Source organism: Pseudomonas sp. PIC25, assembly GCF_002286785.1.
Classification (GTDB): domain Bacteria; phylum Pseudomonadota; class Gammaproteobacteria; order Pseudomonadales; family Pseudomonadaceae; genus Pseudomonas_M.
In genome coordinates, this window is record NZ_MUJY01000117.1 from 34,255 (window position 1) to 61,040 (window position 26,786).

At 65.2% G+C, this 26,786-nt stretch carries 20 protein-coding genes; 7 read left to right on the forward strand and 13 right to left on the reverse strand.

The annotated features are described in order from the left end of the window. Positions 1 to 18: 18 nt before the first annotated feature. The 13 genes from BZL41_RS13820 to tagH form a co-directional block, all read right to left on the reverse strand. Positions 19 to 3,195 (reverse strand): autotransporter outer membrane beta-barrel domain-containing protein, encoded by a 3,177-nt coding sequence (locus BZL41_RS13820; protein WP_095599829.1) that lies wholly within the window; start codon positions 3,193 to 3,195, stop codon positions 19 to 21. Positions 3,196 to 3,630: 435 nt separating this feature from the next. Then, positions 3,631 to 4,521: a type VI secretion system-associated lipoprotein TagQ gene (tagQ, locus tag BZL41_RS13825; protein WP_095599830.1), complete on the reverse strand. Its 891-nt coding sequence runs from the start codon at positions 4,519 to 4,521 to the stop codon at positions 3,631 to 3,633. A gap of 86 nt (positions 4,522 to 4,607) precedes the next feature. Beyond that, entirely contained in the window at positions 4,608 to 6,317 is a 1,710-nt protein-coding gene (locus tag BZL41_RS13830) for an SUMF1/EgtB/PvdO family nonheme iron enzyme (protein WP_095599831.1), read from the reverse strand. Further along, positions 6,310 to 7,497, reverse strand: a complete 1,188-nt coding sequence (locus tag BZL41_RS13835) for an ABC transporter permease (protein WP_095599832.1) — start codon at positions 7,495 to 7,497, stop codon at positions 6,310 to 6,312. Before BZL41_RS13835 ends, BZL41_RS13830 begins: the two co-directional genes overlap by 8 nt. Beyond that, positions 7,494 to 8,210 carry an ABC transporter ATP-binding protein gene (locus BZL41_RS13840; RefSeq protein WP_095599833.1) on the reverse strand — a complete coding sequence of 239 codons (717 nt, stop codon included), beginning with the start codon at positions 8,208 to 8,210 and terminating at the stop codon, positions 7,494 to 7,496. Before BZL41_RS13840 ends, BZL41_RS13835 begins: the two co-directional genes overlap by 4 nt. A gap of 42 nt (positions 8,211 to 8,252) precedes the next feature. Further along, positions 8,253 to 11,300, reverse strand: a complete 3,048-nt coding sequence (locus tag BZL41_RS13845) for a serine/threonine-protein kinase (RefSeq protein ID WP_095599834.1) — start codon at positions 11,298 to 11,300, stop codon at positions 8,253 to 8,255. Between the two features lie 14 nt (positions 11,301 to 11,314). Continuing rightward, on the reverse strand, positions 11,315 to 12,043 hold the full coding sequence (locus tag BZL41_RS13850; protein WP_095599835.1) for a PP2C family serine/threonine-protein phosphatase: 729 nt from the start codon (positions 12,041 to 12,043) through the stop codon (positions 11,315 to 11,317). Next, positions 12,043 to 12,738: a type VI secretion system-associated protein TagF gene (gene tagF / locus BZL41_RS13855; protein ID WP_095599836.1), complete on the reverse strand. Its 696-nt coding sequence runs from the start codon at positions 12,736 to 12,738 to the stop codon at positions 12,043 to 12,045. Before tagF ends, BZL41_RS13850 begins: the two co-directional genes overlap by 1 nt. Then, positions 12,735 to 16,244, reverse strand: coding sequence for a type VI secretion system membrane subunit TssM (tssM, locus tag BZL41_RS13860; protein WP_095599837.1), 3,510 nt, complete (start codon positions 16,242 to 16,244; stop codon positions 12,735 to 12,737). The genes tagF and tssM overlap by 4 nt, the downstream gene beginning before the upstream one ends. Continuing rightward, positions 16,241 to 17,584, reverse strand: a complete 1,344-nt coding sequence (locus BZL41_RS13865; RefSeq protein WP_095599838.1) for a DotU family type VI secretion system protein — start codon at positions 17,582 to 17,584, stop codon at positions 16,241 to 16,243. The genes tssM and BZL41_RS13865 overlap by 4 nt, the downstream gene beginning before the upstream one ends. Before the next feature lie 4 nt (positions 17,585 to 17,588). Beyond that, positions 17,589 to 18,923 carry a type VI secretion system baseplate subunit TssK gene (gene tssK / locus BZL41_RS13870; RefSeq protein WP_095599839.1) on the reverse strand — a complete coding sequence of 445 codons (1,335 nt, stop codon included), beginning with the start codon at positions 18,921 to 18,923 and terminating at the stop codon, positions 17,589 to 17,591. Between the two features lie 18 nt (positions 18,924 to 18,941). Next, positions 18,942 to 19,400, reverse strand: a complete 459-nt coding sequence (tssJ, locus tag BZL41_RS13875; RefSeq protein WP_095599840.1) for a type VI secretion system lipoprotein TssJ — start codon at positions 19,398 to 19,400, stop codon at positions 18,942 to 18,944. A 116-nt stretch (positions 19,401 to 19,516) separates the two neighbouring features. Beyond that, positions 19,517 to 20,950: a type VI secretion system-associated FHA domain protein TagH gene (tagH, locus tag BZL41_RS13880; protein WP_095599841.1), complete on the reverse strand. Its 1,434-nt coding sequence runs from the start codon at positions 20,948 to 20,950 to the stop codon at positions 19,517 to 19,519. A gap of 370 nt (positions 20,951 to 21,320) precedes the next feature. On the opposite strand from tagH, the gene tssA reads away from it, so the two are divergent. The 7 genes from tssA to BZL41_RS13915 all read left to right on the forward strand — a co-directional run bounded on the left by tssA (position 21,321) and on the right by BZL41_RS13915 (position 26,786). After that, entirely contained in the window at positions 21,321 to 22,352 is a 1,032-nt protein-coding gene (tssA, locus tag BZL41_RS13885) for a type VI secretion system protein TssA (protein ID WP_095599842.1), read from the forward strand. Positions 22,353 to 22,420: 68 nt separating this feature from the next. Next, on the forward strand, positions 22,421 to 22,936 hold the full coding sequence (tssB, locus tag BZL41_RS13890; RefSeq protein ID WP_084335095.1) for a type VI secretion system contractile sheath small subunit: 516 nt from the start codon (positions 22,421 to 22,423) through the stop codon (positions 22,934 to 22,936). Positions 22,937 to 22,950: 14 nt separating this feature from the next. Then, a complete protein-coding gene (gene tssC, locus BZL41_RS13895; RefSeq protein ID WP_095599843.1) occupies positions 22,951 to 24,447 on the forward strand; it encodes a type VI secretion system contractile sheath large subunit in 1,497 nt (498 codons plus the stop codon). Positions 24,448 to 24,519: 72 nt separating this feature from the next. Continuing rightward, positions 24,520 to 25,008, forward strand: a complete 489-nt coding sequence (locus tag BZL41_RS13900) for a type VI secretion system tube protein Hcp (protein WP_084335099.1) — start codon at positions 24,520 to 24,522, stop codon at positions 25,006 to 25,008. A gap of 70 nt (positions 25,009 to 25,078) precedes the next feature. Continuing rightward, positions 25,079 to 25,510 (forward strand): type VI secretion system amidase effector protein Tae4, encoded by a 432-nt coding sequence (locus tag BZL41_RS13905; protein WP_084335101.1) that lies wholly within the window; start codon positions 25,079 to 25,081, stop codon positions 25,508 to 25,510. Continuing rightward, the gene (locus BZL41_RS13910; RefSeq protein ID WP_095599844.1) at positions 25,507 to 25,941 is read left to right on the forward strand and encodes a hypothetical protein; all 435 of its coding nucleotides are present in this window, start codon (positions 25,507 to 25,509) and stop codon (positions 25,939 to 25,941) included. Before BZL41_RS13905 ends, BZL41_RS13910 begins: the two co-directional genes overlap by 4 nt. A 62-nt stretch (positions 25,942 to 26,003) precedes the next feature. Beyond that, on the forward strand, positions 26,004 to 26,786 hold the full coding sequence (locus BZL41_RS13915) for a type VI secretion system accessory protein TagJ (RefSeq protein ID WP_095599845.1): 783 nt from the start codon (positions 26,004 to 26,006) through the stop codon (positions 26,784 to 26,786).

Genomic DNA, 26,786 nt, shown 5'->3' on the forward strand with positions numbered 1-26,786 from the left:
CACCGGAATGCCGCGCTCTTACCAGCTATGCCGCAACCCCGCCTGGACGGCCCAGTTGCGCTTGGTATCCACCCCCGTGGCTTCGGAGGCTTCGAGATAAAGGCTGGTGAAGCCGAAGCCAATGTCGCCGCCGAGTACGAATTCGCTGCCCGTGCCGTTGCGGTCCATCGTATCGGGAATGACCGTAGCGCCATCCTGGGAGGCCTCGATCTCCAGGTCGTCGCCCATGTAACGCAATGCCGAAGCCCGTACATACAGCCCCCCGTTCACGCCGAGCCCCTGTAGTGTCCTGCCCACTTCCACGCCAGCCCGGGCAACAGAATTGACCTGCCCGTCCTGCTCGATTTTCACGCCGTTGCGCGTGGTGTGCTCATTACCTCGAATGGCACCGACGGACACGCCGAGCTGGGGCTCGATGTAGTAGCCCCCGCTGAACCTGAACGGATAGCCGCTATCGGCATACACGCGGGCTGCGGGCGTCCGGTATTTCCCGGCGATATCGCGACCGGCCGAATCGCGCGCGGTGTAGCGGTTTTCCAGCATCGATGCGTCGGCACCGAGCACTACGTAGGGGCCGCCATCCGCGGCCCAACCGCTGTACAGTCCCAAAGTGGTTTCGCTCAGTTCGCCCTTGCCCTGCTCATAGTTGGCATTCGAACGCGTCTGGCCGAAGCTGACACCGACGGCACTGGACGCACCATCGCGGGCGAAACGGCGGTCCGCCCCAACGGTGATGCCGTTGTAACTTTGGCCATAGTCGCGTGAATAGGCGGTCTTCGCATCCAGCTCGCCCGCGTCGCCTCTAACCCATACGCCGGTGTCCTCGGCGCCTGAACTACGCAGCTGGGTACGCGCATGTTGAGCGGAGGCTTGGCCGTCCTCGCTCCAGAGATTGACCAGGCTGTCGGCGGCATCGGCGGCGGCCAGAACCGTCTCCGCCGGATGTATAGCGGCAACTGCAACACTTCCCCCCGTAGCGACGGTACCTACCCCCGAACTCACGCTACCCTCGGCCCCGTTGTCCGCGAGCGTGGCAATGCTGCCGCCCGAACCGATGACGATTCCCGTCAGCAGAATTCTGCGGCCGTCGGCACTGAGACTGACCTGCGGGGTGTAGCTGAAGCTCACCAGATTGTTTTCGTAGGTTCCGCTCCAGGTCCTCGCCAAGCCCGTGGTGGCGGCGAAGGTGGCCGTACCGCCCGCGGCCGCACTGGCATCGACGATGGTGATGGGCGATGCGGCTTGAATGGTCGTTCCCGAACCGATGGTCGAGGCGTTCACCCAGGAGACATCATCCAGTACCGGGTCATAGGCGATACTGACGCCCTGGGTGCCGGTAGCGGAGAAACCAGTGATACCGCTGCCGAAGACGATCCTGTCCGCCGTGACCGTCCCGGACGCACCCGTGATGTCGCTGAGCAAGCGGAAGCGTGCGTTATCGCTCAGTGAGACCGTAGCGCCTTTCGTGCTGTTGATCAGCAGCGTGCGATAGGAATGGCTGGGAACCGACGAAGGCGCGAAAGTCCCCCAGTAACCGGCCATATCGATCATGCCGGCATCGCCCAGGGTGAGAGAACCCGAGCCGAAATCGGTACCCATCGTGCCCGTGCCCTGTGGAATCCAGCGCGCGCCGTTGCTGAACGCCAACGTGGTACGGCCTACCGAATAGCTCGTCGAGGACTGCCAGCCGCCGACTTGGCCTGCCAGGAACGAGTCGGCAGTATCGAAGTTGACGTCCACCGAGCCCAGGAAACTGCCGTTATCGCTCATGGCGGTGACGATATGGCCATCCAACCGGACGCTGTGCCCACCGTTCTGATTGACGGTGATGCTGGCGTTCTGGGTATCCAGCGGCACGCTCCAGAGCGAATAGGCATTGCCTGTCCCGCTCGGCGCTGTCGCGATGTTCAGGTCGCCGGCGACGGAAATGCTACCCAGGTTGCGGAAGCCATAGACGTCGCAGGTGGTGCAGGTGGACGCGACCGTGAAGGACACCGGATCGGACGTCGAATTGAAGCGAATGGCGCCGGTGTTGGTGATGCCGTAGGTCACCGCGGCAGACAATACATCGGCCGAAACCGCACCGTTGTAATCCATCTGCGCACCGGGCGTGCGGTCGTTGCTGATCCCGGAGGGATTGCCGAAGGGCACGTAGGAACCGCCCCGCACCGTGATTTGCAAATCACCATCCCAGTTCATCCTGGCCCGCCAATGGGTATTGGCGACGCCGAAGGCGGAGCGCGGGCTGGAGACATTGACGGTGGAATCACCGGTGACCGCCAGGATGCCCTGGTTGCGGATACCGAAGGCAGTGGAGCCTTGGGCAATGCTCTCCAGGGTCAGCTTGCCGTTTACCGTCAGCCGGCTGCCGATATTATCGTTATAAATTCCATGGGCGTTGTCGCTCGGCCAGATGGAATGAGCCAGAACGCTGGTATCACCATTGAAGATGATGGTGCTGCCACTCGAGTTGTATACGCCTTCCAGCGTCTCTCTGCTCTGGGCCAGGATGTAGGTCGGGCCGTTGAACGTGATGCGGCTGCTTCCAGAGGTATAGATGCCTTGAGCCCAGGCAGGCGAGTAAGCGTTGATAGTGGTCGAGCCGTTGAACACAATGTTCGCGCCGGATGTGGCCCGCACACCGATGGCGGCACTACCGCCGCCGCTGGACTTGGGATCGTCCGCTTGTGCACGAATGATGCTGTCGCCGTTGATGGTCAGTGCGGTGCCGACATCGTTGATGCCGACCGCCAACCCCCAGGCACCACTCTGTTTCCTGACGGCGGAAATGCTCAAGGGCTGGCTTGCGCCGGTATCCAGCGCGACCGGCGCCGAAGCGGCAGTCAGGGAGACAGCGAGTACATCGGTTCCCGTTCCTTCCAGGGCCACGCTATCGCCATTGGCGAAGGTGTAGTGCAGAACACCGTCGATCTCGGTAAGGGCATAGGCCGGATCGTAGCCACCGGTGCCGCCGGGTCTGTCGTTATCGGCCACACCGGTAATGGGCTCGTCGTAGATCACCGCGCCGCTCACCGTAGGCCATGCCACCAATCCCGCCAACAATGCGACGGAGATCGACTGGGTCAGAGCCTTGCGCGGATAGGCGAATGCCTCCGGCCCGGTTGCTTGTGGCAGATATCCAAATGGATGAGCGGTGGCCGGGCGAAAAACCCGCTTCGGGGGGAGGCAAGGCATCGGTTCCCTCGTTTCGAAAGACGGCAGGCGGCGGAATGTTGAATTGCCGGACGCTAGCACGGCCCGAAAACCCGATGGTCACGTCTCCTCGGAGCTGTGAGACATCTCCCATGACCTTTGCCAAACGGTTTGAGCTTATGGCCTTTGGCCTGCTGAACGGTTGTTTAACGTCCGCCGTGAATTGTCGACACGTGCAAATTCTGCCTGCGCATGCCGTCGTAGGAGCCAGCTCTGCTGGCGAAGCTTTGGCGTGGCCCCATCGCGAGCAGAGCTCGCTCCTACAAATCCAGGGGCGGCAAGATGTGGAAACGGTGAAGCTGGAAATACGAAGGGCGAATTCATTCGCCCGGCGCATGGGGAGCGAACCCTCCACGAACGGCGGTACCGTCAGTCGTAGATGGATTCGCCCTCCACCGCCCTGTTATGCGGCTGGCATCAAACGCTCGAGCACTGCTCGGCGCCCCAGTCACCCACGTCCGGGTTGTTGCAGGCGCTGGAGATCAGGCTGGTTCCGCGCGAGGTCACCTGCTTGATCTGGGTACGCTTGGTGTCGGCCTGTTGCAGCTTCTTCTCGGTGTCTACCGCCGCTTTCGGCACCGTCGAGGCGACTACCGGCTTCTTGGTTTCCGCCTTGGCGACCTGGGTCACGGTCTGGCGTTGCACGCCAATTTGCTGGAGGTCCTTCTCGTAGGCCTGGGTGTAAGTGTCGATGTTTTCGCCGGCACGGCCATCCACCGCGGCCAGCAGCGCGTTGGTCTCCTTCAGGCCGCTGACGATCTCGGCGAAACGCTTTTTCCCCTCCACTTCGGTGATCTTTCCGCTCTTGTGCGCCGCCTGAAGGTTGGTGAATTCGCGTTGGTAGCAATCCTGCGCTGCCGTGGCGTAAGCGATGCTACGGTCCATGTCGCCGACACTGGCGTCGATATCGGCGCCATAGGAAGCGATGCGGGCCTGATCGTCGGTGATCTGTTTCTGCCGCTCGGTGTAGTAGCCGACCGCGCCGCCGACCAGCGCCCCGGTGGCCGCGCCGATCAAGGCGTTGCGTGCGGTGTGGTCGCCGCCGCCGGCCAAGGCGCCGGTCAGGCCGCCCAGCAAGCCGCCCGTCACGGCACCGGTGGCCACGGATTTCTGCATGGCGGCATCGGAACTGCGCAGATGGCTGACCGGCTCGTAACAGCTCGGGTAGTACTCCGCCCGGGTGGTGGCCGCCACCTTGGAACTCGCTCCGCCGCCGACGCTGGCGCATCCGCTGAGGAAGAGGCTGGTACAGACCGCTCCGATGGCGAAGCGGGCACAGACAGACACGGTATTGCGATGATTTTCCATGGTCGCTCTCTCCTTCCAGTTGATTCCTTCTTCGGCCCGCCGACGTTCCCTCCATTGCCGGACGAAGCCACGCTTGCGCCCGCCCGTCAGGGAGCGAGCAGTTCCTTCAGGATCGCCTCCGGTTCGGCGCGCTGCTCCTTGCGATATCGGTCGATATGGCGAACGAACAGGGTGGCGCGTTTGACCAGGCTTTCGCCCAGTACCGGCTTGCGACTGAGTTCTTCCCGGGTGCGCTGGAACTGCGCCTGGATGACCGCATCGGTATAGCGCGTACCGGTCGCCAGGTTGTCGATGTAGATCGCCACGGCGCCATTGAGCGCGCTGCGGCCGTTGCCGATGGCGGTTTCGTAGAGCTTGGCGGCAGCCGTATCCTTGGCCGCCTGGGCCTGTTGCAGGCTCTTCTTCAGATTGGTCAGGCGGATGTTGTAGTTGTTGATGGTCTCCGCCACCAGCGCGGCCGACTGGATCAGGTTGCCGGCCGCTTCTTCCCGCTGGCGAGCGATCAGCGAAACGTTGCGCTTGAGTTCTTCGTTCACCCGCGACAGGCGCGCCTGCAGATTCGGGTCGGTACTGCCAGCGATGATGTCGTCGAGCAGCTTGGTCGGGTCCTCGGTATCCTGGATTTCATCGGTGAGTCCGGCCAGCCGGCCTTCGGCCTGCCATTGCTCGAACAACTCCTTGTAGCGCGAGCGCGGTGCCGACAATGCCCCCAGGGCCACCCGGAAACCGGTGGTTTCGTTGCGTTGTTCACTACCATCAGCGGCGAACAACGGGTATTCCCGGCGCATACCGGTGAACAGGGTCATCTCGCCTTCCAGGTAGTTGCCGCCCTTGACCACGAAACCACCGTAGGTCCCCTGACGGCGTCCGGCATGAACCAGTTGGAAGGGTTCCTCGACCATTTCGGCGGCGTTGCCGATCACGTCGAACAGGCCAATGGGGTTGGGCTTTTTCAATCCGACCGGCAGCAACCGCGCCCCCTGCCCGGTGCCGCCGGCGACCTGGTTGAACACCGCCCAGTCGCTCAACGGGCCATCGTTGTCGCTGCCCTCCACCTTGCGCGGGAACAGCCGGGCTTCCAGCTCCTGGCGGCTCACCGCATGGGCGCCGCGGGCGGCGAACTCCCATTCCACTTCGGTGGGCAACCGGACGAAGCCGATGCCACCGTCGTCGCCATTGCCATGGCGTCCGCTCACTGGCAGACGGTCACGATGGTGTTTCATCAGCCAGGCGCTGTAGACCGAGGTGAAGCGCTCCGCCTCCAGGCGCGAGAGCTTCACCTTTGGCAAACGTGCCTGCATGCCAGCGGCCGGCGGCTCGCAGGCGGGAGGCTCGCCCTGCCCCTCCAGAGCCGGAGCCTGGGCCATGACCAGATCGTACTGGCGCTGGGTCACTTCATACTTGCCGACGAAATAGAACATCGGCTTGAGCAGCGTATCGGCCCCGACCTTGGGCAGGTTCGGCTCGATACGCGGACGCCAGTCGGCCGGCAGGTCGCCGAGTACGAACTGACCATTGATGTAGTCGCGCCGGTAACCGGAAATGAAGGACTGCTGGTAGCCCGTCTCGCCTTCGCTGAACGGGTAGCCGAGGCTCACCTCGCGGTCGTCCAGTGCGCCTCGCGCCAGGATGTAGACATAGCGGAACACCATTTCGCCGTCGCAGGGCAGCGGCAGGCTGAGGTCGTCCGCCATTGGCTTCGGATTATCCGGCGTGGCGGTTTCCTCGGCCCACGCGGCGCCGCTTCCGACCAGCAAGGCGAGCACGGCCAGGCTGTAAACGACAGGGCTAGACATCACGCAATCCTTCCGAAGCTTCGATCTGCGCGGCTCGCCAGCCTCCCGACGCCGAGGCCAGCGCGCAACAGGCCAGGGTTGCCAGCAGTGCCGTCAGGTAATGGCTGAACAACAGGCGGCAGGCGTATTCGCCCGCGGCCGTCTCGAACAGCCGGTTCAGCCCCATCTGGGCGACGCCGTACAGTCCGGAGGCCAGCAGCACACCGAACAGGCCGGTATAAAGCGATTGCAGCACCACGAAGGCGATCAGCGCCGCCGTGGAAAATCCCAGCAGGCGCAGGACGGCCAACGCCCGCCGTTTGCGCTCCACGGCAGCCAGGGCGCTGGCGGTCATCGCGGCGAAGGCACCGAGCAGCGCCAGACTGGCGATGACCCAGAACACTAGCGACAGGTTGCGACTGAGCGAGCGGACCTGGGCAATGGCCGCCGCCTGGGTCGCCACTTCCAGACCTCGCTTGGCGAACAGTTGCCGCAGCCGCTCGACGCTGTCCAGGTCGCGGGCATAGAGCCGGAAGCCGGGATAGACACGGTTGGGATTGGCGGCTGGCTGGTGGCCGGGCCAGTCCTTGCCGTCCCGATAATCTTCGGCGGCCTCCAGCAGACCGGTCCGGGAGAAGAGCGCATCGCGAGGGAAAGCTTCCAACGGCAGCACGCCCTTCACCCGCAGCGGAATGCGCTGGTATTCCTGCCGGCCGTTGCGCTGGCGGCCGAAAGCGGCGGTGAAGGTGTCACCGGTATGCAGGCCGAGCTTTTCCGCCGCCCGCTGGCTGAGAGTGACCTCGTCGGGCGCTTCCGGCAGTTGCATCGGCGGAACGAGCGGATCGCCTTCGGCGGTGGGCAGCATTTCCACGGTCAGCGCCTGGCCGTTGCCGTTCGGATAGAGATCGGCCGTGGCGGCGATCTGGCGGGTGCGCGGCAAGGCGAAGGCCACGTCGCGACGGGACGCCAGTTCGTCGATGTCCTGGGCGCTGAAGCGGCCGCCGGCCAGCGGGATGATTTCGCGCACGCCGGGATCGTGTTCGAGGCGCGTGGTGAGGGTGGTGACCAGCCCGAATTTGAGGCCGAACAGCACCAGCAACGGCGCCAGGACGGCGACCAGCGCCAGCACCGCACACACCGACAGGCGTGCCTCGGCACGGTAGTCGTGCCAGGCGAGCTGGGCCATCAGCCCCGGTCTCATGGAGCCGCTCCCAGGGTGGCGGTCACCCCGCCGTTGTCGCCCGGCCGTACCTGCAGTTCCCACGGCTGGAGCCCGGCGCGGCGTGCCAGACTGGTGTCGTGGGTAGCTACCACGATGCACACGCCCCGTTCCTCGGCCTGGGCCACCAGCAGCCGCATGACCCGCTCAGCATTCAGCGGGTCCAGCGAGGCGGTCGGTTCGTCGGCCAGGACGATGGGCGGATCGTGGGCCAGTGCCCTTGCGATACCGACCCGCTGGCGCTGACCGACGGACAGGGCCGACGGTTTTTTGCTCAGTTGATCGGCAATCTCCAGACGCTCGGCCAAGCGCTGCACCGCGGGGTCGGTCGGCAGACCGAGCAAGGCGCGCGACAGGCCGATGTTGCGTTCGACATTGAGGAAACCCAGCAACCCGCCGGTCTGCAGCACATAGCCCACCAGATGGCTGCGCAGGTCGGCCAGGACGTTCTGCCGGCCGCTACGCCAGAGTGCGGCGATGTCGTGGTTGCGGCCATTGGCGGTAAGTTCGATGCGGCTACCCGGGTCCGGCGAAAGCACCAGGGCCAGCAGGTCCAGCAGGGTGCTCTTGCCACTGCCGCTGGGCCCGACCAGGGCAATTCGCTGCCCCGGCTCCAGGTCGAACCGGGGGACCACCAGGCTGTAGCGCTGGCGCCCCTCCCCGCGGGTCTTGCAGACATCCCTGAGGGTCAGCATCGGCACGGGCTCCCGAACGTCTCGCGTCTCACCCTTCCCTCCTCACGGCAGCGTCGCCAGCGGCACGCGGTACAGCGCGTCGCCGGGTTGGGCATCGCCGAAACGCACCCAGTTGGCGATGTCGTTGTGGAAGGTTTCGTACAGGCGGATCTTCGATTCCAATTCGTCGATGAAGTCTTCCTGCTCCGCCACGCTGAGCGAGAGCCAGAGTTCCTGGGTCATGTTCAGCGACTTGCTGCGGTACGGCAGCCCTTCCAGGTATTCGCCGAGTACGCCGCTCTGCAGCAGGTTGCTGCCACGGGTCAGTCGGGTCGGGTCGCGACTCATGTGGGCGCTGGCGCTGGCGATCTCCTGGAAGAAGTCCTTCGGCGAGGTCTGGGTGCGGCGTGCGGCTTCGACGATCAGCTTCAGCGACTGCTGCAGCTCGTTGAGTTGCAGCTTGCTCAACAGCACGCAGACCTGGAAGGCCGGCAGCGACGGATTGGTCAGGTCGCGGTCGGCGGTCCAGGCGGTGACCAGTTGCGGCGCTCGGGTGGCGGAGCGGCGGCCGAGGAAGTCCATGTGCATGGCGTAGCCCACGGCGGTGGTCTTGGCCGCGACGCTGGCCCCGTCATGCAGCGGTGGCAGGCTGGGCAAGCGGTCGTTGCCGGCCTCGTGGACGAGGTTGGCGATCACCGAGCCGATTTCGGCGACGGTATCGCCGAAGCGATCCACCCCACCGTCCGCCACCGGCACGTAGAGGTCGGCGATCTGCGGGTTGGGGTCGGCGGTCAGGCTGCGGTACTGCTGCTCGGCGAAACCGTGGTTGTTGCGCCCGGCCGGGGTACGCAAGTGCAGGGCGAAGATGCGGATCTGCTTGGCCTGGGCGGCTTCGCGCACTTCCGCCTCGTTCATCTGGGTGCGGCCCAGCGGATCGTTCTTGCGTAGGGCGCCGGCGTCGGTGATCAGTAGAATCATGCGCCCGGCGTAAGGCGACCAGTCCATGTTTTCCACTGCCTCCATCACGCCGGCGAAGGCATCTTCGTTGAAGGCGTGGCTGGAAACGTCGGTGGCTTTCACCTGACTGGCCAGCTCGGCGAAACGCTGAGGATTGCGTCCCTCTTCCAGGCTGACCAGGGTCTTTGCCACGTATTCCAGACCCGGCGTCTTTTCCACGTTGCTGCGGAAACCGACCAAGCCGAAGCTCACGTTGTCCAGGTCACCCTGGCTGGCGATCTGTTGCTGCAAGCCCTGCACCACCCGGTTGACCCGGTCGATGTAGGGCTGCATCGAAACCGAGGTATCCACCACCAGCACGATGCCGGTGCGGAAGCTGTCGCCGCCGCCGGCTACCGTCGCACGGCCCTCGCCTCGGACCTGCGGCGTGTCGCCGGGATCGATGGAAGCCACGTTGAGCAGTTGCACGGGCTGGCCGCTGGCGTCGAAGCTCTCCCGCGATTCGAAGATCGGCAGCAGGTAAAAAGCCTCCTGGGGAACGGCCGTATCGCCGGGCTCCAGCGCCACGACCTGCGGATCGGCCTGCTCGAAACGCGCCTTGTGCAAGGTGTCGCGCGCCAGCGCCGGATCGGCGAGCAGGCGTTCCACCGTGGCGGCATCCTGCAGGAACATCACCGGCGAACGCCCGGAGCGCTCGGTGAACTTCAACACCAGGCTCTGCTTCCAGTCGCTGACCTGTTCGGCCGGCAGCCAGCCGTCGCGCTGGCCGTCGCTGGAAGCCCCGACCTCGACCCACGGGCGGCCGTCGACTTCCTGGCGCCGATAGACGTAGAACACCGAGAACGCCGGGATTGCCGCTCCCTCGGCCGGCGCGCCTGGCTCGCGGGCGAAACGTGCCTCGGGCTTGCTCAGCACACGCTGGAACAGGGTCTTCTTCCCAGCCATGAGCAGCGGCCGATCGCCGCCATTGCCGACCACGGCGACGTCCTCTGGCGGTTGCGTCTCATCGACCGCTCGATCAGGAGTCTCGCGGCTCGGGTCCGTTACAGGCTCGCGCGTATCGTCGGTCTGGGCGATATCCGGCTGCGGCGGCGCATCCGGACGCAGGAACCAGTAGCCCACCCCGCCCGTGACCACGACGACGAGCAGCGCCAGTGCGAACAGCGCCATCCAGGGTTTGCGTGGGCCGTCGTCACGGTTGGCCGCAGGGTCCGGTACACGCAACTCGGCCACGGTGGGATGCGGCACGGCGGTATCCAGCGCCGGCGTCACGCTGACCGGCTCTGCCTGTACAGCCGCCGAAAGCGCCGACAGATCGACCGGGCGGACCTGGGTAGCCTGGTTGTCGTCCACCGGTACGCTGGCGTTCAGCCCGTCCAGCGCCGCGATCAGAGCGTCGGCGTTGGGGAAACGGTCGGCGGGGTCCTTGGCCAGCAGCTTGCGCAGGATGCCCTGGTAGCGACCCTGCTCGATGGGCAGCTCGGGCAGCGGCTCGGTGAGGTGGGCCAGCGCGGTGGAAAGCGAGTCGCTGCCGCTGTAGGGCAGCTTGCCGGTGAGGATTTCGTAAAGCACCACGCCGAGGGCGTAGAGATCGGCACGGCCATCGACCTGCTGGCCGCGCGCCTGCTCCGGACTCATGTAGCTGGGTGTGCCGACGGCGAAGCCGGCCTGGGTGAACTGGGTGCGGTCTTCCAGCGACTTGGCGATGCCGAAGTCCGAAAGCACCGCCGAACCGTTGGCGCGGAACAGGATGTTGGCCGGCTTCACGTCACGGTGGACCAGGCCCTGGGCATGAGCATAACCGAGCGCCGAGGCGATCTGGCGCAGCCAGAGGATGCCCTGCTCCGGGCTTACGCCTTCGGCGATGCGGTCCTTGAGGGTGCCGTTGGGCAGGTACTCCATGGCCATGTAGTAGTGATGGCCGACGTTGCCAATGTCATGGATGGTGACGGTGTGCGGATGACTGAGACGCGCCAGGGTCTTGCCTTCGCGCAGGAAGCGCTCGCAGAAGCTCGGGTCGGCCGCCAGCGCCGCCGCCATGACCTTCAGCGCCACCTTGCGCTCCAGCGAGCGCTGGGTCGCCAGGTAGACCGTGGCCATCGCGCCGTCGCCAAGCTCGCGCTCGATCTGGTACCCCGGAATCTCTATGTCCATGCTCGCTACTTCCGTCAACAGGCCTTGACGACCACCGCCGTGATGTTGTCTGGCGCCCCCCGGGTCAATCCCAGGTGGACCAGGCTGCGAACCATTTCGTAGGGCGCTGCGTAGCCCAGCACTTCGCGCAGCTCGTCATCCTCGACGGTCTTGTTCAAGCCGTCGCTGCATAGCAGGAAACAGTCATCGGGCAGCACATCCAGCTCGACGCTGGCCAGCTCCAGTTGCTCCTGGGCCCCCACCGCCCGGGTGACGATGTTGGCCAGCGGATGGCTGCGGGCCTCGGCTTCGCTGAGCAGGGTGCTGTCCACCAGCTCCTGGACGTAGCTGTGGTCGTGGGTGATGGCATCCAACTGGCCGCCACGCAGGCGGTACATGCGGCTGTCGCCGGCCCACAGGCAGATGGCGCGGGAACCTCGGGCGGCGAGCAGGACCAGGGTGCTGCCCATCATGCTCACGCCGCGTCGCACGGCCTCGTCGCGCACCGCAGCGTTGATCTGCTCCAGGGCAACCCGCAGGGCCTGGACGTAGCCTTCCAAGTCCTGCTCGGGCGGAATGCCGCGCAGGGTGTCGACGATCAGGCTGCTGACGAAATCGCCGGCCGCGTGGCCACCCATGCCATCGGCCACCACCCACAGGCCGGCGTCCGTCGCGTCCAGGCAGGCATCTTCGTTGACCTGACGCACCATGCCGACATGGGTGTGGCTGGCGGATTCGTAATGATCGATGGATATCGGGACCATCAAAGAATTCCAAATTCGGACTGAATGCTTTCCGGGACGGACGGCTGGCCGCTCTCTCCCACCAGAAATCCCACGAAACTCTGCGGCCCCGGCAAGCCCCGGTAACGCAGCAGGCCGGCGGGTACCCGCTCGGACCCCTTGCCCCACCAGAAACTCGCGCCCTCGCAGGCCAGTTGGCCCAGCGCGGCGCCGCGCGTCTGGGGCGTGGCGGCGGCGACCTGCCAATGACCGTCCCGCCCCTCCCGCCAGGTGGGTCCGGCAGCACAGGACGGCGTGCCGAGACGCGTCACCGCCGCCTCGAACGCCTCGACGTCTGCCTCGTCGCCCAGGGTCGAGAGCAATAGCGCCTCGGCCCGCTCGTACCAGTCGTCCGTCCCGCTCACCAAGGCCGACAGGTCGCTGTCCGCCGGCAACATCACGGCGATGGTCAGTGGAAAGTAGCGCCCGACCCGGTCGATGCTGGGCATCATCACGCCGGTGACCGCCTCGCTGCCGAGCAGGCCCGGCGCCACGGCGAAACGCCAGAGCGGACTGACCAGATAGGCATCCAGCCAGCCGGCGCCGAGCTCCGCCTGGCTCGCTGCCATGCCCGCCGCCAGCCAGGCGTCCCACGCCTCGATGAAGGCCGGTGGCAGGTCGCGGTGCATGAAGTCGCCGCGCCCTGCCAGCTTTCCGTAGAAACCGGGTGTCGTCATAGGCGCTCCGGCAAACTGAAGCCGGACACCACACGGCTGCGGAACGGGTTGAATGCGCTGCTGGCACGTAGCTCGTAGGAGATGCTGGCATTGTCGACGCGCATGCGCAGGGTGAAACGATCCGGCGAGCTGCCCTGGGTCAGGTCGGACTGTTCCAGCAGACGGAACCAGGCCCAGGGACCTTCCACGGTCATCCCTGAGCGTCCGCTGCTGGTGGGCGGTGTGACGGAGACGCGGACCATGCCCAGGGCGTTGGGGCTGGGCCACTGCATCGCCACCGGCCTGCTCGGTCCGTGGTCGTAGCTGAGCTGCTGGCCGTCTAGGTCGAGCATGAACTGGTTGACCGAGGCGTCCATGGTCACCGGCTTGAGTTCGAAGCGCACCGTCGGCTGGGTGCCGCCCGCCCGGAAAAAGGCGTCGCGGATGTTCGCCGCGCGCTGGAAGGTCTGCAACACGCCGGAGCCGATACCGAGCTTCTCCGCCGCCCCCGGCTGCCAGCGCCAGGTGCTGGCGGAGGTATCGACGTAGGGTTGCAGGTACTTGCGGAAGTAGCTGTCGAGCACACCGCCGACGCCAAAGAAGTGCCCGAAATCCTCCAGGGTCGCGTCGCGGCTGCTGCTCCGATCGAGCGGATAGCGGCCAGCCAGGGACTGGCGGTAGACGCTCACCACTTCGCTGAGCCAGGCGGCGTTCAGTTGGTTGCGAATGCCGCCCATCATGCTGTTCGTGGTAGCGCTGACCACGGACTTGACCAGATTCTGCACCACCGGCGGCTGACGCTCGGCGTTGAGGGCGACCCGGTTAGCGGCGGCCGACGCCTGGTTCTTCGCCTCGCCGAGCAGCGCCTCGCCGCTGGCACCGCTCATGCCGCTGACCTGTACGTAGAGTTCGTTGAGGTCGGCCAGCAGGCTGTCGATCGGCGCCTGCTCGTCTCCCTCTTTCGCCACCAGGCTGTTCAGCTCGGCGAAGCGCGCGCTGATCGGGTCTTCCACCGTTGCCGGGCGGCTCTCGCCGGAGCCGGACTGCCCCACCAGCGAGCCGAGCTGCTGCTTGAGCTTGTCCACAGTGCCGCCCTCTTTGGCTTTCTGGGCCAGCAGGCGTTCCTCCTGTTGCAGGTCGGTTTCCTTGGCCACCGCCACGAGCAGCTTTTTCAGCGGCGAGTTCGGCCCGGAGAGCACCCGCAACACGTCGGCGGCCTGGGCCACGTTGGTGATGGGCACGAAATCCAGGTCGGCAAGCAGCGCCTCCCAGTGGTTCAGGTAATCCTGGAAGTACAACTGGCGCACGTCCACCGCCAGGCTGGCGACATCCTGGTTGTCCTCCAGAGTGCGGCCAAGCACCCACTGCTCTTCAGCCAGGGCTCCGGATTGAGTCAGGCTGGCTGCGAGGAAGCCTTCGCGGTAGCCGCGCTGAGTGAAGAAGCCACTCAGCGGATCGTTCAGCGGCCGCCCGCTCTTGCGCGCGAATACCAGCGGCGCATCGCGGCCGGCGGCTTCGCTGATGCGGAAGTCCTTCACGCCTTCCGGCAACTTCTGCCGCTTCACCCGGTTGTAGACCCGCTGCGCTACGGACATTTGCTGCAACTGCCGGCGCAGATCGGCAATCAGCGCTTCATCCAGGCGGGCCGGCGGCGGCTTGCGCTCGAACAACGCATCCAGATGCTCGCCCAGGGCCTGGCGCTGCCCGGGTGCGAGATCGCGGGGCAGGCTGTGGTCCCAGTCGAGGTTGATCCAGGCCTTGATGAAGTCCGGGTCGTAATGCTCGGCGCTAGCCAGCATCAGGTAGGCCTTCAGCCCTTCGTAGAGGAAGTCGGAATTGCCGCCGTTGCGTAATTGCTCCTCGATACGGGTCAGCAGGCGTGGCGCGAGTACCGCGATCAGCAACTTGCGGTAAACGCTGCTGGCCTCGGCACCGAGCATATCGCCCTGGAACAGACCGTAACCCTCCGCCCAGGACGGCGGATTGGCGGCTACGTTGCGGACCGCGTTGAGTACCGGCAGTACCGCCAGTACGTCACGCTGCGCCGGACTGATGGCTTCGACCTGATCCTTGAGTGGCTGGACCCGTCCATCGACAGCCGCGATGTAGTTCTGGTTGGCCCGGTAGCTGGCAATCCACACCAGGCAGACGCCGAGAAACAACACCGCCGTCGCCGCCAGGGCGCCGCGCGTGATCCACTTGCGTCGGCGCTCCACCTTCGGGTTGGTACCGACCAGCCCGCGTTCGCCGAACGCCACGTCGCGGAACAGCCGTTCGATGAAATAGCTGCGCCCAGTGCCGGTCTGCCGTGCCAGGTGCTGGCGGTCGAGGTTCATGCTCTGCGCCATGGCACCGATCAGCCGGTCGATCGGGCTGCCTTCCTGGGTGCCGCTGGTGAAGTACACGCCGCGCAGCAGTGGCCGCTCCTCGTAAGGGTTCGGCTTGAACACCGCCTCGAGGAAGCTGGTCAGGTTGTCGCGGATCGCTGCGAACTGTTGCGGAAAGCCATAGATCAGGTCGCGCCGCGCCGGGTCCCGCTCCTGTTGAAGACGCTCCACCAGGCGCTCGGTGAGGCGCTGTTCGAGGGCGGCAAACTCCACCGGGAACGTAGCCAGGGGGCCCTGCGCACTCTTACCGTCGTCGAGGGCGAAGGTGGTGCCCCAGACCTGGGCGCGGTCCTCTTTGTTCAGGTTGTCGAAAAACTCCATGAAGCCCGGCACCAGGTCGAGCTTGGTGAGCATGACGTAGATCGGGAAGCGCACCCCGAGCTGGGTGTACAGCTCCTGCACCCGGGCACGGATGGCCTGGGCGTGGGCGGCACGCTCCGCGTCGCTGCCGAGCAGCAGGTCGGACAGGCTGATGGCAATGAAAGCACCATCGATGGGCCGGCGCTTGCGCTGGTTGCGCAGCAGATCGAGGAAGCCCAGCCAAGCCGCCTTGTCCACCGCCGCGTGGCTGTCCTGGGTGGTGTAGCGGCCGGCGGTGTCGAGCAGCACGGCTTCGTCGGTGAACCACCAGTCGCAGTTGCGCGTGCCCCCGACCCCGCGGATGGCGCCGCTGCCCATCTGCGCCGCCAGCGGGAAGTTCAGCCCGGAGTTGATCAGCGCGGTGGTCTTGCCCGAACCCGGCGGGCCGATGATGACGTACCAGGGCAGTTCATAGAGGTTGCGCCGTTCGTTGCCGCCCAGCTTGGCCCGCTTGAGCAGGGCCAGCGCCTCGTCCATGCGCTGCTTGAGGGTCGCCAGTTCTTCGGCGGTGGCGACGCTGGTTGCATCCGGCGCCACCGCCACCAGGCCCTGCATGACTTTCGCCGCGTTGCGCCGCGCCTGGATGACGCGCAGCACGCGAAAACCGATCCAGATAGCGAACACCAGGGCGATCAGCACCCAGCGTGCCGTGGCCGATGCCAGGGGTTCGTACTCGCCGAAGGCGATCAATGGCCCGAGGAACCAGATGACCAGACTGAGGGCGATCAGGCCGAGTACCGGCACCACCCAGCGGACGAAGAAATTGAAGAACGCCTTCACTGCGCACCCTCCGCGAAAACCGTGATTTCGACCCGACGGTTACGCGCCCGTCCTTCGCTGGTGTCGTTGGATGCCACCGGTTCGGTATCGCTGCGGCCTTCGGCGGTGAAGCGTGCGGGCTGGCCGGTGCGCGCGGCGAGGATGTCAAGCACCTGCTGGGCGCGGTCCTGAGAAAGCTTCCAGTTCGACGGATAGCGCAAGGTCTTGATCGGGCGGTTGTCGCTGTGGCCGGCCACCAGGACCTCGCCGTTGACCTTGCGGATGGCATCGGCGATGCGCAGCAGCAAGGGTTGCAGGTCGTCGGAGATCGACGCGCTGCCGGAGGCGAACAGCTCGTCGCCGCGGATGGTCACCACCGAGCGGTCCACAGCGTCCTCCACCGCGACCCGCTGGGCCTTGATGTCCTCGGCGAGGAAGCGCGCCAGGCGCGGCCGTTCGATGAGCTTGGGCTGCACCGGGGGGCGGTCGATGGTCTGCACCGGGATTTCGCCCAGGGCATGGATGTTCTTGAACACCGGCTCGGCATCCGAGGCCAGCTTCAGGCGCAGGCCGAGCAGGAGCAACAGCAGCAGCGCGGCGCAGACGGCAAACCCGACCCAGGGCGGCAGGTACTGGGTGAGGCGGTCGCGGACCACCGTCAGGCCGCGCCAGTGCGGCGACAGCTCGCGCTCGATTTCGCCACGCACGGTGCGGATCGTCGCGCCGGTGCGCTCACGCAGCGCTTCGAGCTGGCTGCGGCCATCGTTCATTACCCGGTAGCGGCCTTCGAAGCCCAGGCACAGGCACAGGTACAGCAACTCCAGCAGATGCAGGCGCTGACGGGGGTTCTGCAGGCAATGTTCGAGCAACTGGAAGACCTTCTCACCGCCCCAGGCCTCGTTGTGCAGGGTGATCAGCAGGCTTTGCTTGCCCCATTCGCTGCTGCTACCCCACGGCGTGCTGAGCACGGCTTCGTCCAATGCCGTGCACAGCACGTAACGGCTGAGCATCACTTCATCCTGCGGCACACCCGCCTCGCGGGCCTGCTCCTCGAACTGCCGCAGGTAGGCCAGCAATTGGGCCCGCAGGCTGGCAGGCATCGGGTGGGACAGCGTCCTGCGCAAGCGGGTCAGCAAGGCCAGCAACGGGCCGGCCGCGCGCTCCAATGGGTTGAGGCCCTGGCCGCGGACATGGGTCAGCGGTGCGCTGGGCATCTGCGGGGCCGGACCGGCATCCGGGCGTGCCGGCTGCGGGTCGGGGCCTCGTCCGCCGGGCCGGGGCATGATCATGGTGCGGTCGCTGGCCCCCCCGGAACCGCTGCCGACAGGCGCTCCGCCGAAAGGGTCTTCTATCGGATGCATCGAATTATCCTCGAATGGCCCAGAAGGCCAGGTTCAGGCCGGGGAACTGGCCGGCGACGTGGAAGGCGAAACCACCCGAATGGGTCAGTTGCTTCCAGTGGTCGCTACCGCGATCCAGTTCGAAGTAGGTGGAGCCGGCGTGATAGGGAATTTGCCTTGGCGCAACGGGCATCGGCAGCAGCGCGATGCCCGGCAGTTGCAGGTTGACCAGATCGCGGATGTGCTCCACCGACCCTACTTTCGCCTGCTGCGGGAACAGGCTGCGCAGGTGCTCGGCCGGCACATCGGCACGCACCACCAGGACGAAGCTGGCGGCATCGATGAGCGTTCGGTCCGGCAGCATCGCCACGTGTACGCCGTAGGACTTCTCGACGATGGGAATCGGGATGGCGCGGCTGTCGATCACCATCGACAAGGCTTGGCGCAACGCAAGCATCACCGGGGCGAAGGTGGCGTCAAGGTCATCGTGCTGGTAGGCCGGATAATCGGCCGGCCGGCGCGCAGTGGAGGAAAAGGTGCAGAACTCCCCGGCCAGCGCGACCAGCTCGCGGTACAAGGACTCCGGGTGCAGCGGGCTGAGCCGGGCCAGATGGGCGAGTAAGGGCTCGGCGCGGTTGACCAGTTGCAGCAGGAGGAAGTCGGCGATTTCCGAGGCACCGCCGGCACCCGAGGCCACCACTCGACCGGCCAGTGCCTCGCCGCGTTGATGCAGCAGTCCCTGCAGTTCGCTGCGAAAGCCGGACAAGGTGTGCGACGCGGCGACGTCCAGCAACGGCGGAATGTAGGTTTCGTCCAGTTGCAGGGCGCCGTCGTTGCGCTTCTCCACCACCCGTACCACGCCCACGCAGGCGTATTCGCCGAGGCCATCCCGCTCGGTGAGCAGACGGAAGGCACGGGAGCCCACCGCTACCGGTGCGCGGCTCTCGAACGGTGCGTTGTCGTCACGCACCTCGCGGACCTGGCTCACATAGCGCGCGCCACCCAGCGGCTCGCCCTCGCCCGCCGTGTCGCGGGTCCCGGCACGCTTGAGCGGCAGGGCCAGGTAGACCAATCCATCGCGCAGGTTGTCGTCGACGGCCAGCGGCGGCGGCGCCGGGTCGTCGCCGGGTATGTGGAACGGCGTGCCATCGGGCAGCACGCCGCGGGCGGACACGATGGCCAGCTTGCCCTGGGTCAGCAGGGCATCGTCGATACGCAGCTCGGAGAAACCCCAGCCGCCAGCGATCAGGCTGCGGCAACGGCCATCGACCAGGGTTTCGAGGAAACGATCATGTTGCTGAAAGTGCTGGGGCCGGAGAAACATTCCCTCGGACCACACCACTCGGTTATTCCAGGACATGGTTGGACTCCGACCGGGCTATTTCTCTTCCGCGGGCATGGCGCTCACGGCGCGGGCCCCGAGGGTGATGTCGAACCGGCTCTCCTCATTGGCCGGTATGCTGACGAGCTGCCGCCATACGGCGCTGTCCAGGTCGCGGTAGGCCACCACGATGCCGAGCAGGCGGGTCGAGGCATCCAGGGCCCGCTCCAGCTCCTGGCGGTCGCCCGGCTGGATCAGCAGTTCATCCTGCTCGATCAGGTCGGCCGCAAGCGTGGCCTGTGGGGATTCGACCAGGGAGAAGTAATCGGCCCGGCTGAACGCGGCGCCGCTCTTCAATTCGTAGAGCCGGACACGGACGGGGGCCGCCTGCCCGCTGGCGGAGGGATTGAGATCGGCGGAGGCCTGGAACTGCAGCAGGACCCGGGTCGGTGGAGGTTCGGATGCACAAGCGGCCAGTAATAATGCAGCCACTGTTATCCATAATGTCCTTGGCATGTATCCGTCCTCTATGACGTTTAATTCCGAATCAGAATAGACCGCAAAAACGAAGCGGGGCCGAAGAAGTAAGAAACTTACGAATCCCAGCAAAGTGCCACTATTTTAGTGGCTCTTTAGTTGCGTCTTAGTCTGAGACTTTGTTCTTCGTAGGCGCGACTGAATTCGCGTCCGAACAGGTCCTGAAAATCGTCTTCCGCCTCCTTCGAAATATTGGCATAGAGCTCGGTGAACAATGCCCAGTATTGCGCCTGCCGACCTCCCGGCAATAAGCCAGCAAGTCCGGAGGGTTTATTCAGGCGCGCTTCGAGTTCCGCCGGCTCGAAGCGCTTCAACAAATGTTTGATGGCCGCTTGTACGCCCGCCATGACGGCCAGTTGATGGGCCTTGAGGTCTTCGAAACTTTCCGCGATAGCCCGGTCCGGCGCCATGAAGGCCTGGTTGCCATGGCGCAGCAATAACAGCATGGCCTCGTCGGCGTTTGGCGCGAATTTCAGCGGGTTGTTCTCCACCGGTCGGATCATGGTCTGGGCCATGCGGAACTCGCCCTTCAGGCTGCTACGGGCGCGCAGCACGTCCAACAGCCCTTCCACCATGAGCCGGTAGCTACGGCCGATAGCCTCCATCTGCGCAGCCGCCTCGTCACGATTGACGTTCACCTGGTCCATGCCAGCGCCCCGCAGGAAGGCTTCCAGAGCCTCGCTGTGGCCGGTCGGAGCGCTGCTCCGCTCGGCGCGCGGCGGAACCGGCGTCGGTTTCGGCGGCGGCATCGGGCTCTGTTCGGGCTCGGGGGCAATTGGCATTTCCGCGACCGGCTCGCTCGGCATGGCCAGTGGAGCCGGCTCGACCGGTTGCCGCGGCGGCACGGCAGCGCCCGATGCGGGCGTGCTCAGCTCGGCGAACGGGTCCCAATCCATGGGAATCGCCGGCTGCGGAGGGGATACCGCAGGAACTACCGGCTCCGGCAGCACGGGCTCCGGCGGCCGGAAGTCATGCCGGTCGGCGGGGACGTGGTCCGGACGAGGAGCTGGCGGCACCGTCGGCGCGGCGAGGAAATCGAACAGATCGGGCTTGGTATCGAGGGACGAACGTCCCTGGAAATGCGCACTGATGGGGACGTTGGGAGCTGCCGGCTGAGCGGCCGGGGCGATTTCCGGTGCGCCGGTCTGCCGGCTCATGAGGGCATCGAAACTGATGAAGGGATCGGCCGTCGCCACGCCGGGGCTCATGGCATCGAGCTGCACCAGGATCTCGTACTCGCCCAGGCGCAGCACCTCGCGGTCCTGCAGCGGTTCGCTGTTGCCGCGCCGCATGCGAACCCCCGAATTCACCAGCAGCACGCCGTTGGTGCTGGTATCGGTCAGGTAGTAGGTCCCGTCGCGGAACTGGATGGTGCAGTGCTGGCTCGACACCAGACGCTCCGGATCGGGCAGCACCCAGTCGTTATCCGTGCCCCGCCCTATCCTCAGCTCGCCTTGATCGAGCGTCATTTCCGCACACTGTCCCGGTGTGAGTTTGTGATAACTGGTGATGGTCAAACGCAGCGGCATTAAAGCTCCTTGCATCCCGCCAATGATGGCTATTAAATATCAAGCCAGTTGCATCCAGTATAAACTTCATAAAGCCGTTGAGTGTCGCCCATTGCAGCAATGAGTGTTGTGCTTTTTTGGAATTAGGCATATAGCAAAACAAAATAAACATCTCTTTCCGATTTGACCTATCTTCTATCCCCCTGAACTTCGGGCGCCCATCCGAGACTTCTTGACAAGTTCGAATCGCGGCCAAGAATTAGCTCATTCTTACAAACAGATTTACTGAAAGCGGTGTTGCCAGAGCGTAATCCGAAGGACGCGGATTAAGTCGTACGTTCATGATGTCGGCGCGCCAGCTTTATTCAGGTTGATATGGAGATCACCCGCTGTGGTGGACTTACCACTGTTGATTACGGCTGTCAGCGCAGACTCGCCCTGTGGCGACGACCTGGAATACGATGCCTCCTTTCTCGAGCTGGAGCGTGCCGCACAGGGCTTGCCCGAGCGGCAGATGGGCGATGCCGTACTGGCCGCCGAGCCCCCTGAGTGGCGCAAGGTCCGCGACTTGGCCACGAGCCTGTTCGGGCGCAGCAAGGACCTGCGCATCGCCAACTACCTGGTGCAAAGCGCTATCGCCCTGGATGGCTTCCCCGGCCTGACCCAAGGCCTCGCGCTGGTTCGCGAACTGCTCGAACGTTACTGGGAGGACCTCCATCCCCGCCTGGACAGCGAAGACGACAACGATCCCACCTTCCGCCTCAATGCCCTGCGCGGGCTGACCGACGAAACCCTGCTGCAACTGCTTCGCGATGCGCCCCTGGTGCGTTCGCGCGCCTTCGGCACGGTCAGCCTGAGAGCGGCGCTGAATGCGTCTGGGTTGCAGCGTTTCGCCTCGGAAACGTTGAACCTGGAACAGGTCGCCGGCGCCTTCCAGAACAGCGAAACCGAGGAACTGGAAAGCACCCGGGCGGCGCTCGCCGAGGCACAGATCCACTTGGCCGCCATCGAAAGCGAAGTAAGCAATCGCGTCGATGCGGCCGAAAGCATCGACCTCGCGCCGCTCAAGCAGTCGCTTCGCCTGGCATTGCAGTTGATCAATGAGCACGCACCGCACGTCAATGGAGCACCGGTCGACATGCCCGCAGCAGAATCCGCCGCGAACGATCCGCTGCCCCAGGGTGCCGGCAACGCTCCCGCAGCGCCCCGCGCATCGGCTGAAATCACCAGCCGGGAAGACGTGCTGAAAAACCTCGACCGCATCCTGGCGTACTACGCCACTCACGAACCCTCCAGCCCGGTGCCCGTCCTGCTGACCCGTGCCAAGACGCTGGTGACCGCCGATTTCGCCGCCATCGTGCGCAACCTGATCCCGGACGGACTTTCGCAATTCGAAAACCTGCGAGGCCCCGGTTCCGAATAGTGCGGTGACGCTTATCCGTTTTTTCCGACGCCAATCCAGCCCGTCAGAGGCTGCCAAGGAGGAGCAACATGGCTAGCACCAGCAGTCAGAAGTTCATCGCGCGAAACCGCGCACCCCGCGTCCAGATCGAGTACGACGTGGAACTCTACGGCGCGGAGAAGAAGGTCCAGCTGCCCTTCGTCATGGGCGTCATGGCCGACCTCGCCGGCAAACCCGCCGAACCGCTGCCGGCGGTCGCCGACCGTAAGTTCCTGGAGATCGACGTCGACAACTTCGACTCCCGTCTCAAGGCCATGAAGCCGCGCGTGGCATTCAATGTGCCGAATGCGCTCACCGGCGAAGGCAACCTGAGCCTGGACATCACCTTCGAGAGCATGGACGACTTCAGCCCGGCGGCCATCGCCCGCAAGGTCGACTCGCTCAACCAGTTGCTCGAAGCCCGCACCCAGCTGGCCAACCTGCTGACGTACATGGATGGCAAGACCGGCGCCGAGGAAATGATCTTGAAAGCGATCAAGGACCCGGCGCTGCTGCAGGCACTCGCCAGCGCACCCAAGCCGACCGATTCCGAGCCGCAAGCGTAAGGAGGACCTGAACCATGGCCGAACCGATGAGCAATGAAGCGCTGCAGCCCGAAGCCGCCACCGAGCAGACCAGCGAGTTCGCGAGCCTGCTGCTGCAGGAGTTCAAACCCAAGACCGAGCGTGCCCGCGAGGCGGTGGAAACCGCCGTTCGCACCCTGGCCGAGCATGCGCTGTCGCGCACCGACCTAATTTCCAATGACGCGATCACTTCCATCGAATCGATCATCGCCGCGATCGACGCGAAGCTGACCGCCCAGGTCAACCTGATCCTGCATCACCAGGACTTCCAGCAACTGGAAAGCGCCTGGCGCGGCCTGCATTACCTGGTGAACAACACCGAGACCGACGAGCAATTGAAGATTCGCGTGATGAGCATCTCCAAGAGCGAGCTGCACAAGACGCTGAAGAAATTCAAGGGCACCGCCTGGGACCAGAGCCCGATCTTCAAGAAGATGTACGAGGAAGAGTACGGCCAGTTCGGCGGCGAGCCCTACGGCTGCCTGGTGGGCGACTACTACTTCGACCAGTCGCCGCCGGACGTGGAGCTGCTCGGCGAAATGTCGAAGATCTGCGCGGCCATGCACGCGCCCTTCATCGCCGCCGCCTCGCCCACGGTGATGGGCATGGGCTCCTGGCAGGAGCTGTCCAACCCGCGCGACCTGACCAAGATTTTCACCACGCCGGAATACGCCGCCTGGCGCTCGCTGCGCGAGTCGGAGGACTCCCGCTACATCGGCCTGACCATGCCGCGTTTCCTCGCTCGCCTGCCCTACGGCGCGAAGACCGATCCGGTGGATGCCTTCGCCTTCGAGGAAGAGACCACCGGTGCGGACAGCTCCAAGTACACCTGGGCCAACTCGGCCTATGCGATGGCGGTCAACATCAACCGCTCCTTCAAGCTCTATGGCTGGTGCTCGCGGATTCGCGGCGTGGAGTCCGGCGGCGAAGTGCCGAACCTGCCGACCCACACCTTCCCCACCGACGACGGCGGTGTGGACATGAAGTGCCCGACCGAGATCGCTATTTCCGACCGCCGCGAAGCGGAGCTGGCGAAGAACGGCTTCATGCCCCTGCTGCACAAAAAGAACACCGACCTGGCGGCCTTCATCGGCGCCCAGTCGCTGCAGAAACCGGCCGAATACGACGACCCGGACGCCACCGCCAATGCCAACCTGGCCGCGCGTCTGCCGTACCTGTTCGCCACCTGCCGCTTCGCGCATTACCTGAAGTGCATCGTTCGCGACAAGATCGGCTCGTTCAAGGAGAAGGACGACATGCAGCGCTGGCTGCAGGACTGGATCCTCAACTACGTGGACGGCGACCCGGCGCACTCCACCGAGACCACCAAGGCCCAGCACCCGCTGGCCGCAGCCGAGGTGGTGGTGGAAGAAGTCGAGGGCAACCCCGGTTACTACAACTCGAAGTTCTTCCTGCGTCCGCACTACCAGTTGGAAGGGCTGACGGTATCGCTGCGCCTGGTATCCAAGCTGCCTTCGGCGAAGGCGGCCTGACCAATCACGACAAGCGTCCGCCACGGAGGCGGCCGCCAGGGAACCAGTGGCGCGAGCCACTAAGGAGGCATGATGGCTGTTGATATGTTTATCAAGATCGGGGACGTCAAGGGCGAATCCAGGGACAAGGCACACGCCGACGAAATCGACGTCCTGGCCTGGAGCTGGGGCATGGCCCAGTCCGGCTCGATGCACATGGGCGGTGGCGGCGGTGCCGGCAAGGTCAACATCAACGACCTGTCGTTCACCAAGTACGTCGACAAGGCGTCGCCCAACCTGATGATGGCTTGCTCCAGCGGCAAGCATTATCCCGAGGCGAAGCTGACGATCCGCAAGGCCGGCGGCGACAATCCGGTCGAGTACCTGGTGATCACCCTGAAAGAGGTTCTGGTCTCCTCGCTGAGCACCGGCGGCAGCGGTGGCGAGGATCGCCTGACGGAGAACGTCAGCCTCAACTTCGCCCAAGTGCTGGTCGACTACCAACCGCAGAAAGAAGACGGCGCGAAGGACGGCGGGCCAATCAAGTACGGCTGGAACATTCGCGAAAACGTCAAGGTGTAACAGCCCGTCCCCTGCGGTGGCTGCCGCAGGGGACGCGGAACCTTGCTTGCCACGGAACGGGAGCTTCGACATGGCAACGCCGGCATTCATCAATCTCTGGAATAACTACCCAAGCGAGAACCACCCCTGCGACGGTGGCTGGGACAACCAGTGCGCGATCCGCATGAGCATCACCCTGAATGCCGAGCGCACCATCCACGTGGACCGCAACACCTACTCCGAACCCAAGTGCAGCCATGGCCATGCCCGTGGCGCCGAATCCCTCGCCAACTGGCTCTGGCGTCGTCACCTCGGGCGACCGCGCATCTATACCGATGGGGCGGCAGCCAAGCGCACCCTCAACGACAAGACCGGGATCATCTTCTTCAAGGACTGCTTCACACGCCGGGGCGAAAGCCGCGCCGTGGGCGACCACATCGACCTGTGGAACCGCGGGTTCACCAAGACCTACGACGATCCGTCCAACCTGTCCGCCCAGGTCTGGTTCTGGGAGCTGTCATGACGCGAGCACTCAACGCCCTGCTCTACTCTGCCCTATGCATCGCCCTGCCCGCCTGCGCGCAGACCAGCGCGGACACCGCCACAGAGGCTCGCCTGGGCGAACGGCAACTGACATTGGAGGAACACGACGGACGCTGTGCGCTGGTGGAGCCCGGCCAGGCCGACCTCGACCTGCAACTCAAGTGGCCCTGCCAGTTCCACCGCGACCGCGAAGGCGGGCTACGCACGCTGCAGGTGGGGGAAAACCGCGTGCTGCTCGTGGAGAGCAGCGAAAAGGTGCCGGACAGCCAGGACTGCCGCACCGAAATCCAGGCGGTCAGGACCCTCGGCACCGGTCTCGAACCCTCGGAGGCGGTCAGCCGGGTGGCGGCCTGTCCGCCGATCCAGTGGGACGACAAGGTCTTCATCGGCCTGTTCGAATCCCGTCCCTGATCCGCCCGACCCTGCCGGAACGGTAGCGACACCGCACCGGCCGAAAATGAAAGGAAGCCGCGATGAATGCCGATGAACTACTCCGTGCCGGACGCATCGACGATGCCCTGAACGCGCTTCAGGAGCAGGTCCGCAGCCAGCCGGGCAACGCCGACCTGCGGGTTTTCCTGTTCCAGTTGCTCGCGATCATGGGGCAATGGTCGCGTGCGCAGAAGCAGCTTACGGTCGCCGGCGAGCTGGAAGCCAAGGCCCTGGCCATGGTGCAGATCTACCGCGCCGCGCTGGATTGCGAAGCGCTGCGGGCCGAAGTGTTCGCCGGTCGGGTGACGCCGGTGCTGCTTGGCGAACCGGCGGACTGGGTCGCGCTGCTGGTCCAGGCACTGCGCCTCGATGGCGAAGGCCAGGCCGAAGCCGCTGCCCGTCTGCGCGATCAAGCGTTCGAGACCGCTCAGGCGGTGGCCGGCCAGGCGAATGACGAGACTTTCGCCTGGTTCGCCGATGCCGACCCGCGCCTCGGCCCGGTACTGGAGGTGATCGTCAACGGCCGCTACGCCTGGCTGCCGATGCAGAACCTGCGCAGCCTCAAGACGGAAGCACCGGAGGATTTGCGCGATCTCGTCTGGCTGCCCGCCGAACTGACACTGATCAACGGCGGCACCACTGTTGCACTGATCCCCAGCCGCTACCCGGAAACCCCCACCCAGGGCGACGATGCCGCGCGTCTCGCGCGCAAGACCGACTGGGACGGCAACCGGCCGCTCGGACAACGCCTGTTCGCCACCGATAATGGCGACTACCCGTTGTTCGAACTGCGCAGTCTCAACTTCGACCCGGTGGAAGGTTGA

Excerpts from the sequence above, each read along its gene's own strand:
- BZL41_RS13820 (WP_095599829.1), bottom strand. The coding sequence starts at position 3,195 with ATGCCTTGCCTCCCCCCGAAGCGGGTTTTTCGCCCGGCCACCGCTCAT.
- tagQ (WP_095599830.1), bottom strand. The coding sequence starts at position 4,521 with ATGGAAAATCATCGCAATACCGTGTCTGTCTGTGCCCGCTTCGCCATC.
- BZL41_RS13830 (WP_095599831.1), bottom strand. The coding sequence starts at position 6,317 with ATGTCTAGCCCTGTCGTTTACAGCCTGGCCGTGCTCGCCTTGCTGGTC.
- BZL41_RS13835 (WP_095599832.1), bottom strand. The coding sequence starts at position 7,497 with ATGAGACCGGGGCTGATGGCCCAGCTCGCCTGGCACGACTACCGTGCC.
- BZL41_RS13840 (WP_095599833.1), bottom strand. The coding sequence starts at position 8,210 with ATGCTGACCCTCAGGGATGTCTGCAAGACCCGCGGGGAGGGGCGCCAG.
- BZL41_RS13845 (WP_095599834.1), bottom strand. The coding sequence starts at position 11,300 with ATGGACATAGAGATTCCGGGGTACCAGATCGAGCGCGAGCTTGGCGAC.
- BZL41_RS13850 (WP_095599835.1), bottom strand. The coding sequence starts at position 12,043 with ATGGTCCCGATATCCATCGATCATTACGAATCCGCCAGCCACACCCAT.
- tagF (WP_095599836.1), bottom strand. The coding sequence starts at position 12,738 with ATGACGACACCCGGTTTCTACGGAAAGCTGGCAGGGCGCGGCGACTTC.
- BZL41_RS13865 (WP_095599838.1), bottom strand. The coding sequence starts at position 17,584 with ATGCATCCGATAGAAGACCCTTTCGGCGGAGCGCCTGTCGGCAGCGGT.
- tssK (WP_095599839.1), bottom strand. The coding sequence starts at position 18,923 with ATGTCCTGGAATAACCGAGTGGTGTGGTCCGAGGGAATGTTTCTCCGG.
- tssJ (WP_095599840.1), bottom strand. The coding sequence starts at position 19,400 with ATGCCAAGGACATTATGGATAACAGTGGCTGCATTATTACTGGCCGCT.
- tagH (WP_095599841.1), bottom strand. The coding sequence starts at position 20,950 with ATGCCGCTGCGTTTGACCATCACCAGTTATCACAAACTCACACCGGGA.
- tssB (WP_084335095.1), top strand. The coding sequence starts at position 22,421 with ATGGCTAGCACCAGCAGTCAGAAGTTCATCGCGCGAAACCGCGCACCC.
- tssC (WP_095599843.1), top strand. The coding sequence starts at position 22,951 with ATGGCCGAACCGATGAGCAATGAAGCGCTGCAGCCCGAAGCCGCCACC.
- BZL41_RS13900 (WP_084335099.1), top strand. The coding sequence starts at position 24,520 with ATGGCTGTTGATATGTTTATCAAGATCGGGGACGTCAAGGGCGAATCC.
- BZL41_RS13905 (WP_084335101.1), top strand. The coding sequence starts at position 25,079 with ATGGCAACGCCGGCATTCATCAATCTCTGGAATAACTACCCAAGCGAG.
- BZL41_RS13910 (WP_095599844.1), top strand. The coding sequence starts at position 25,507 with ATGACGCGAGCACTCAACGCCCTGCTCTACTCTGCCCTATGCATCGCC.
- BZL41_RS13915 (WP_095599845.1), top strand. The coding sequence starts at position 26,004 with ATGAATGCCGATGAACTACTCCGTGCCGGACGCATCGACGATGCCCTG.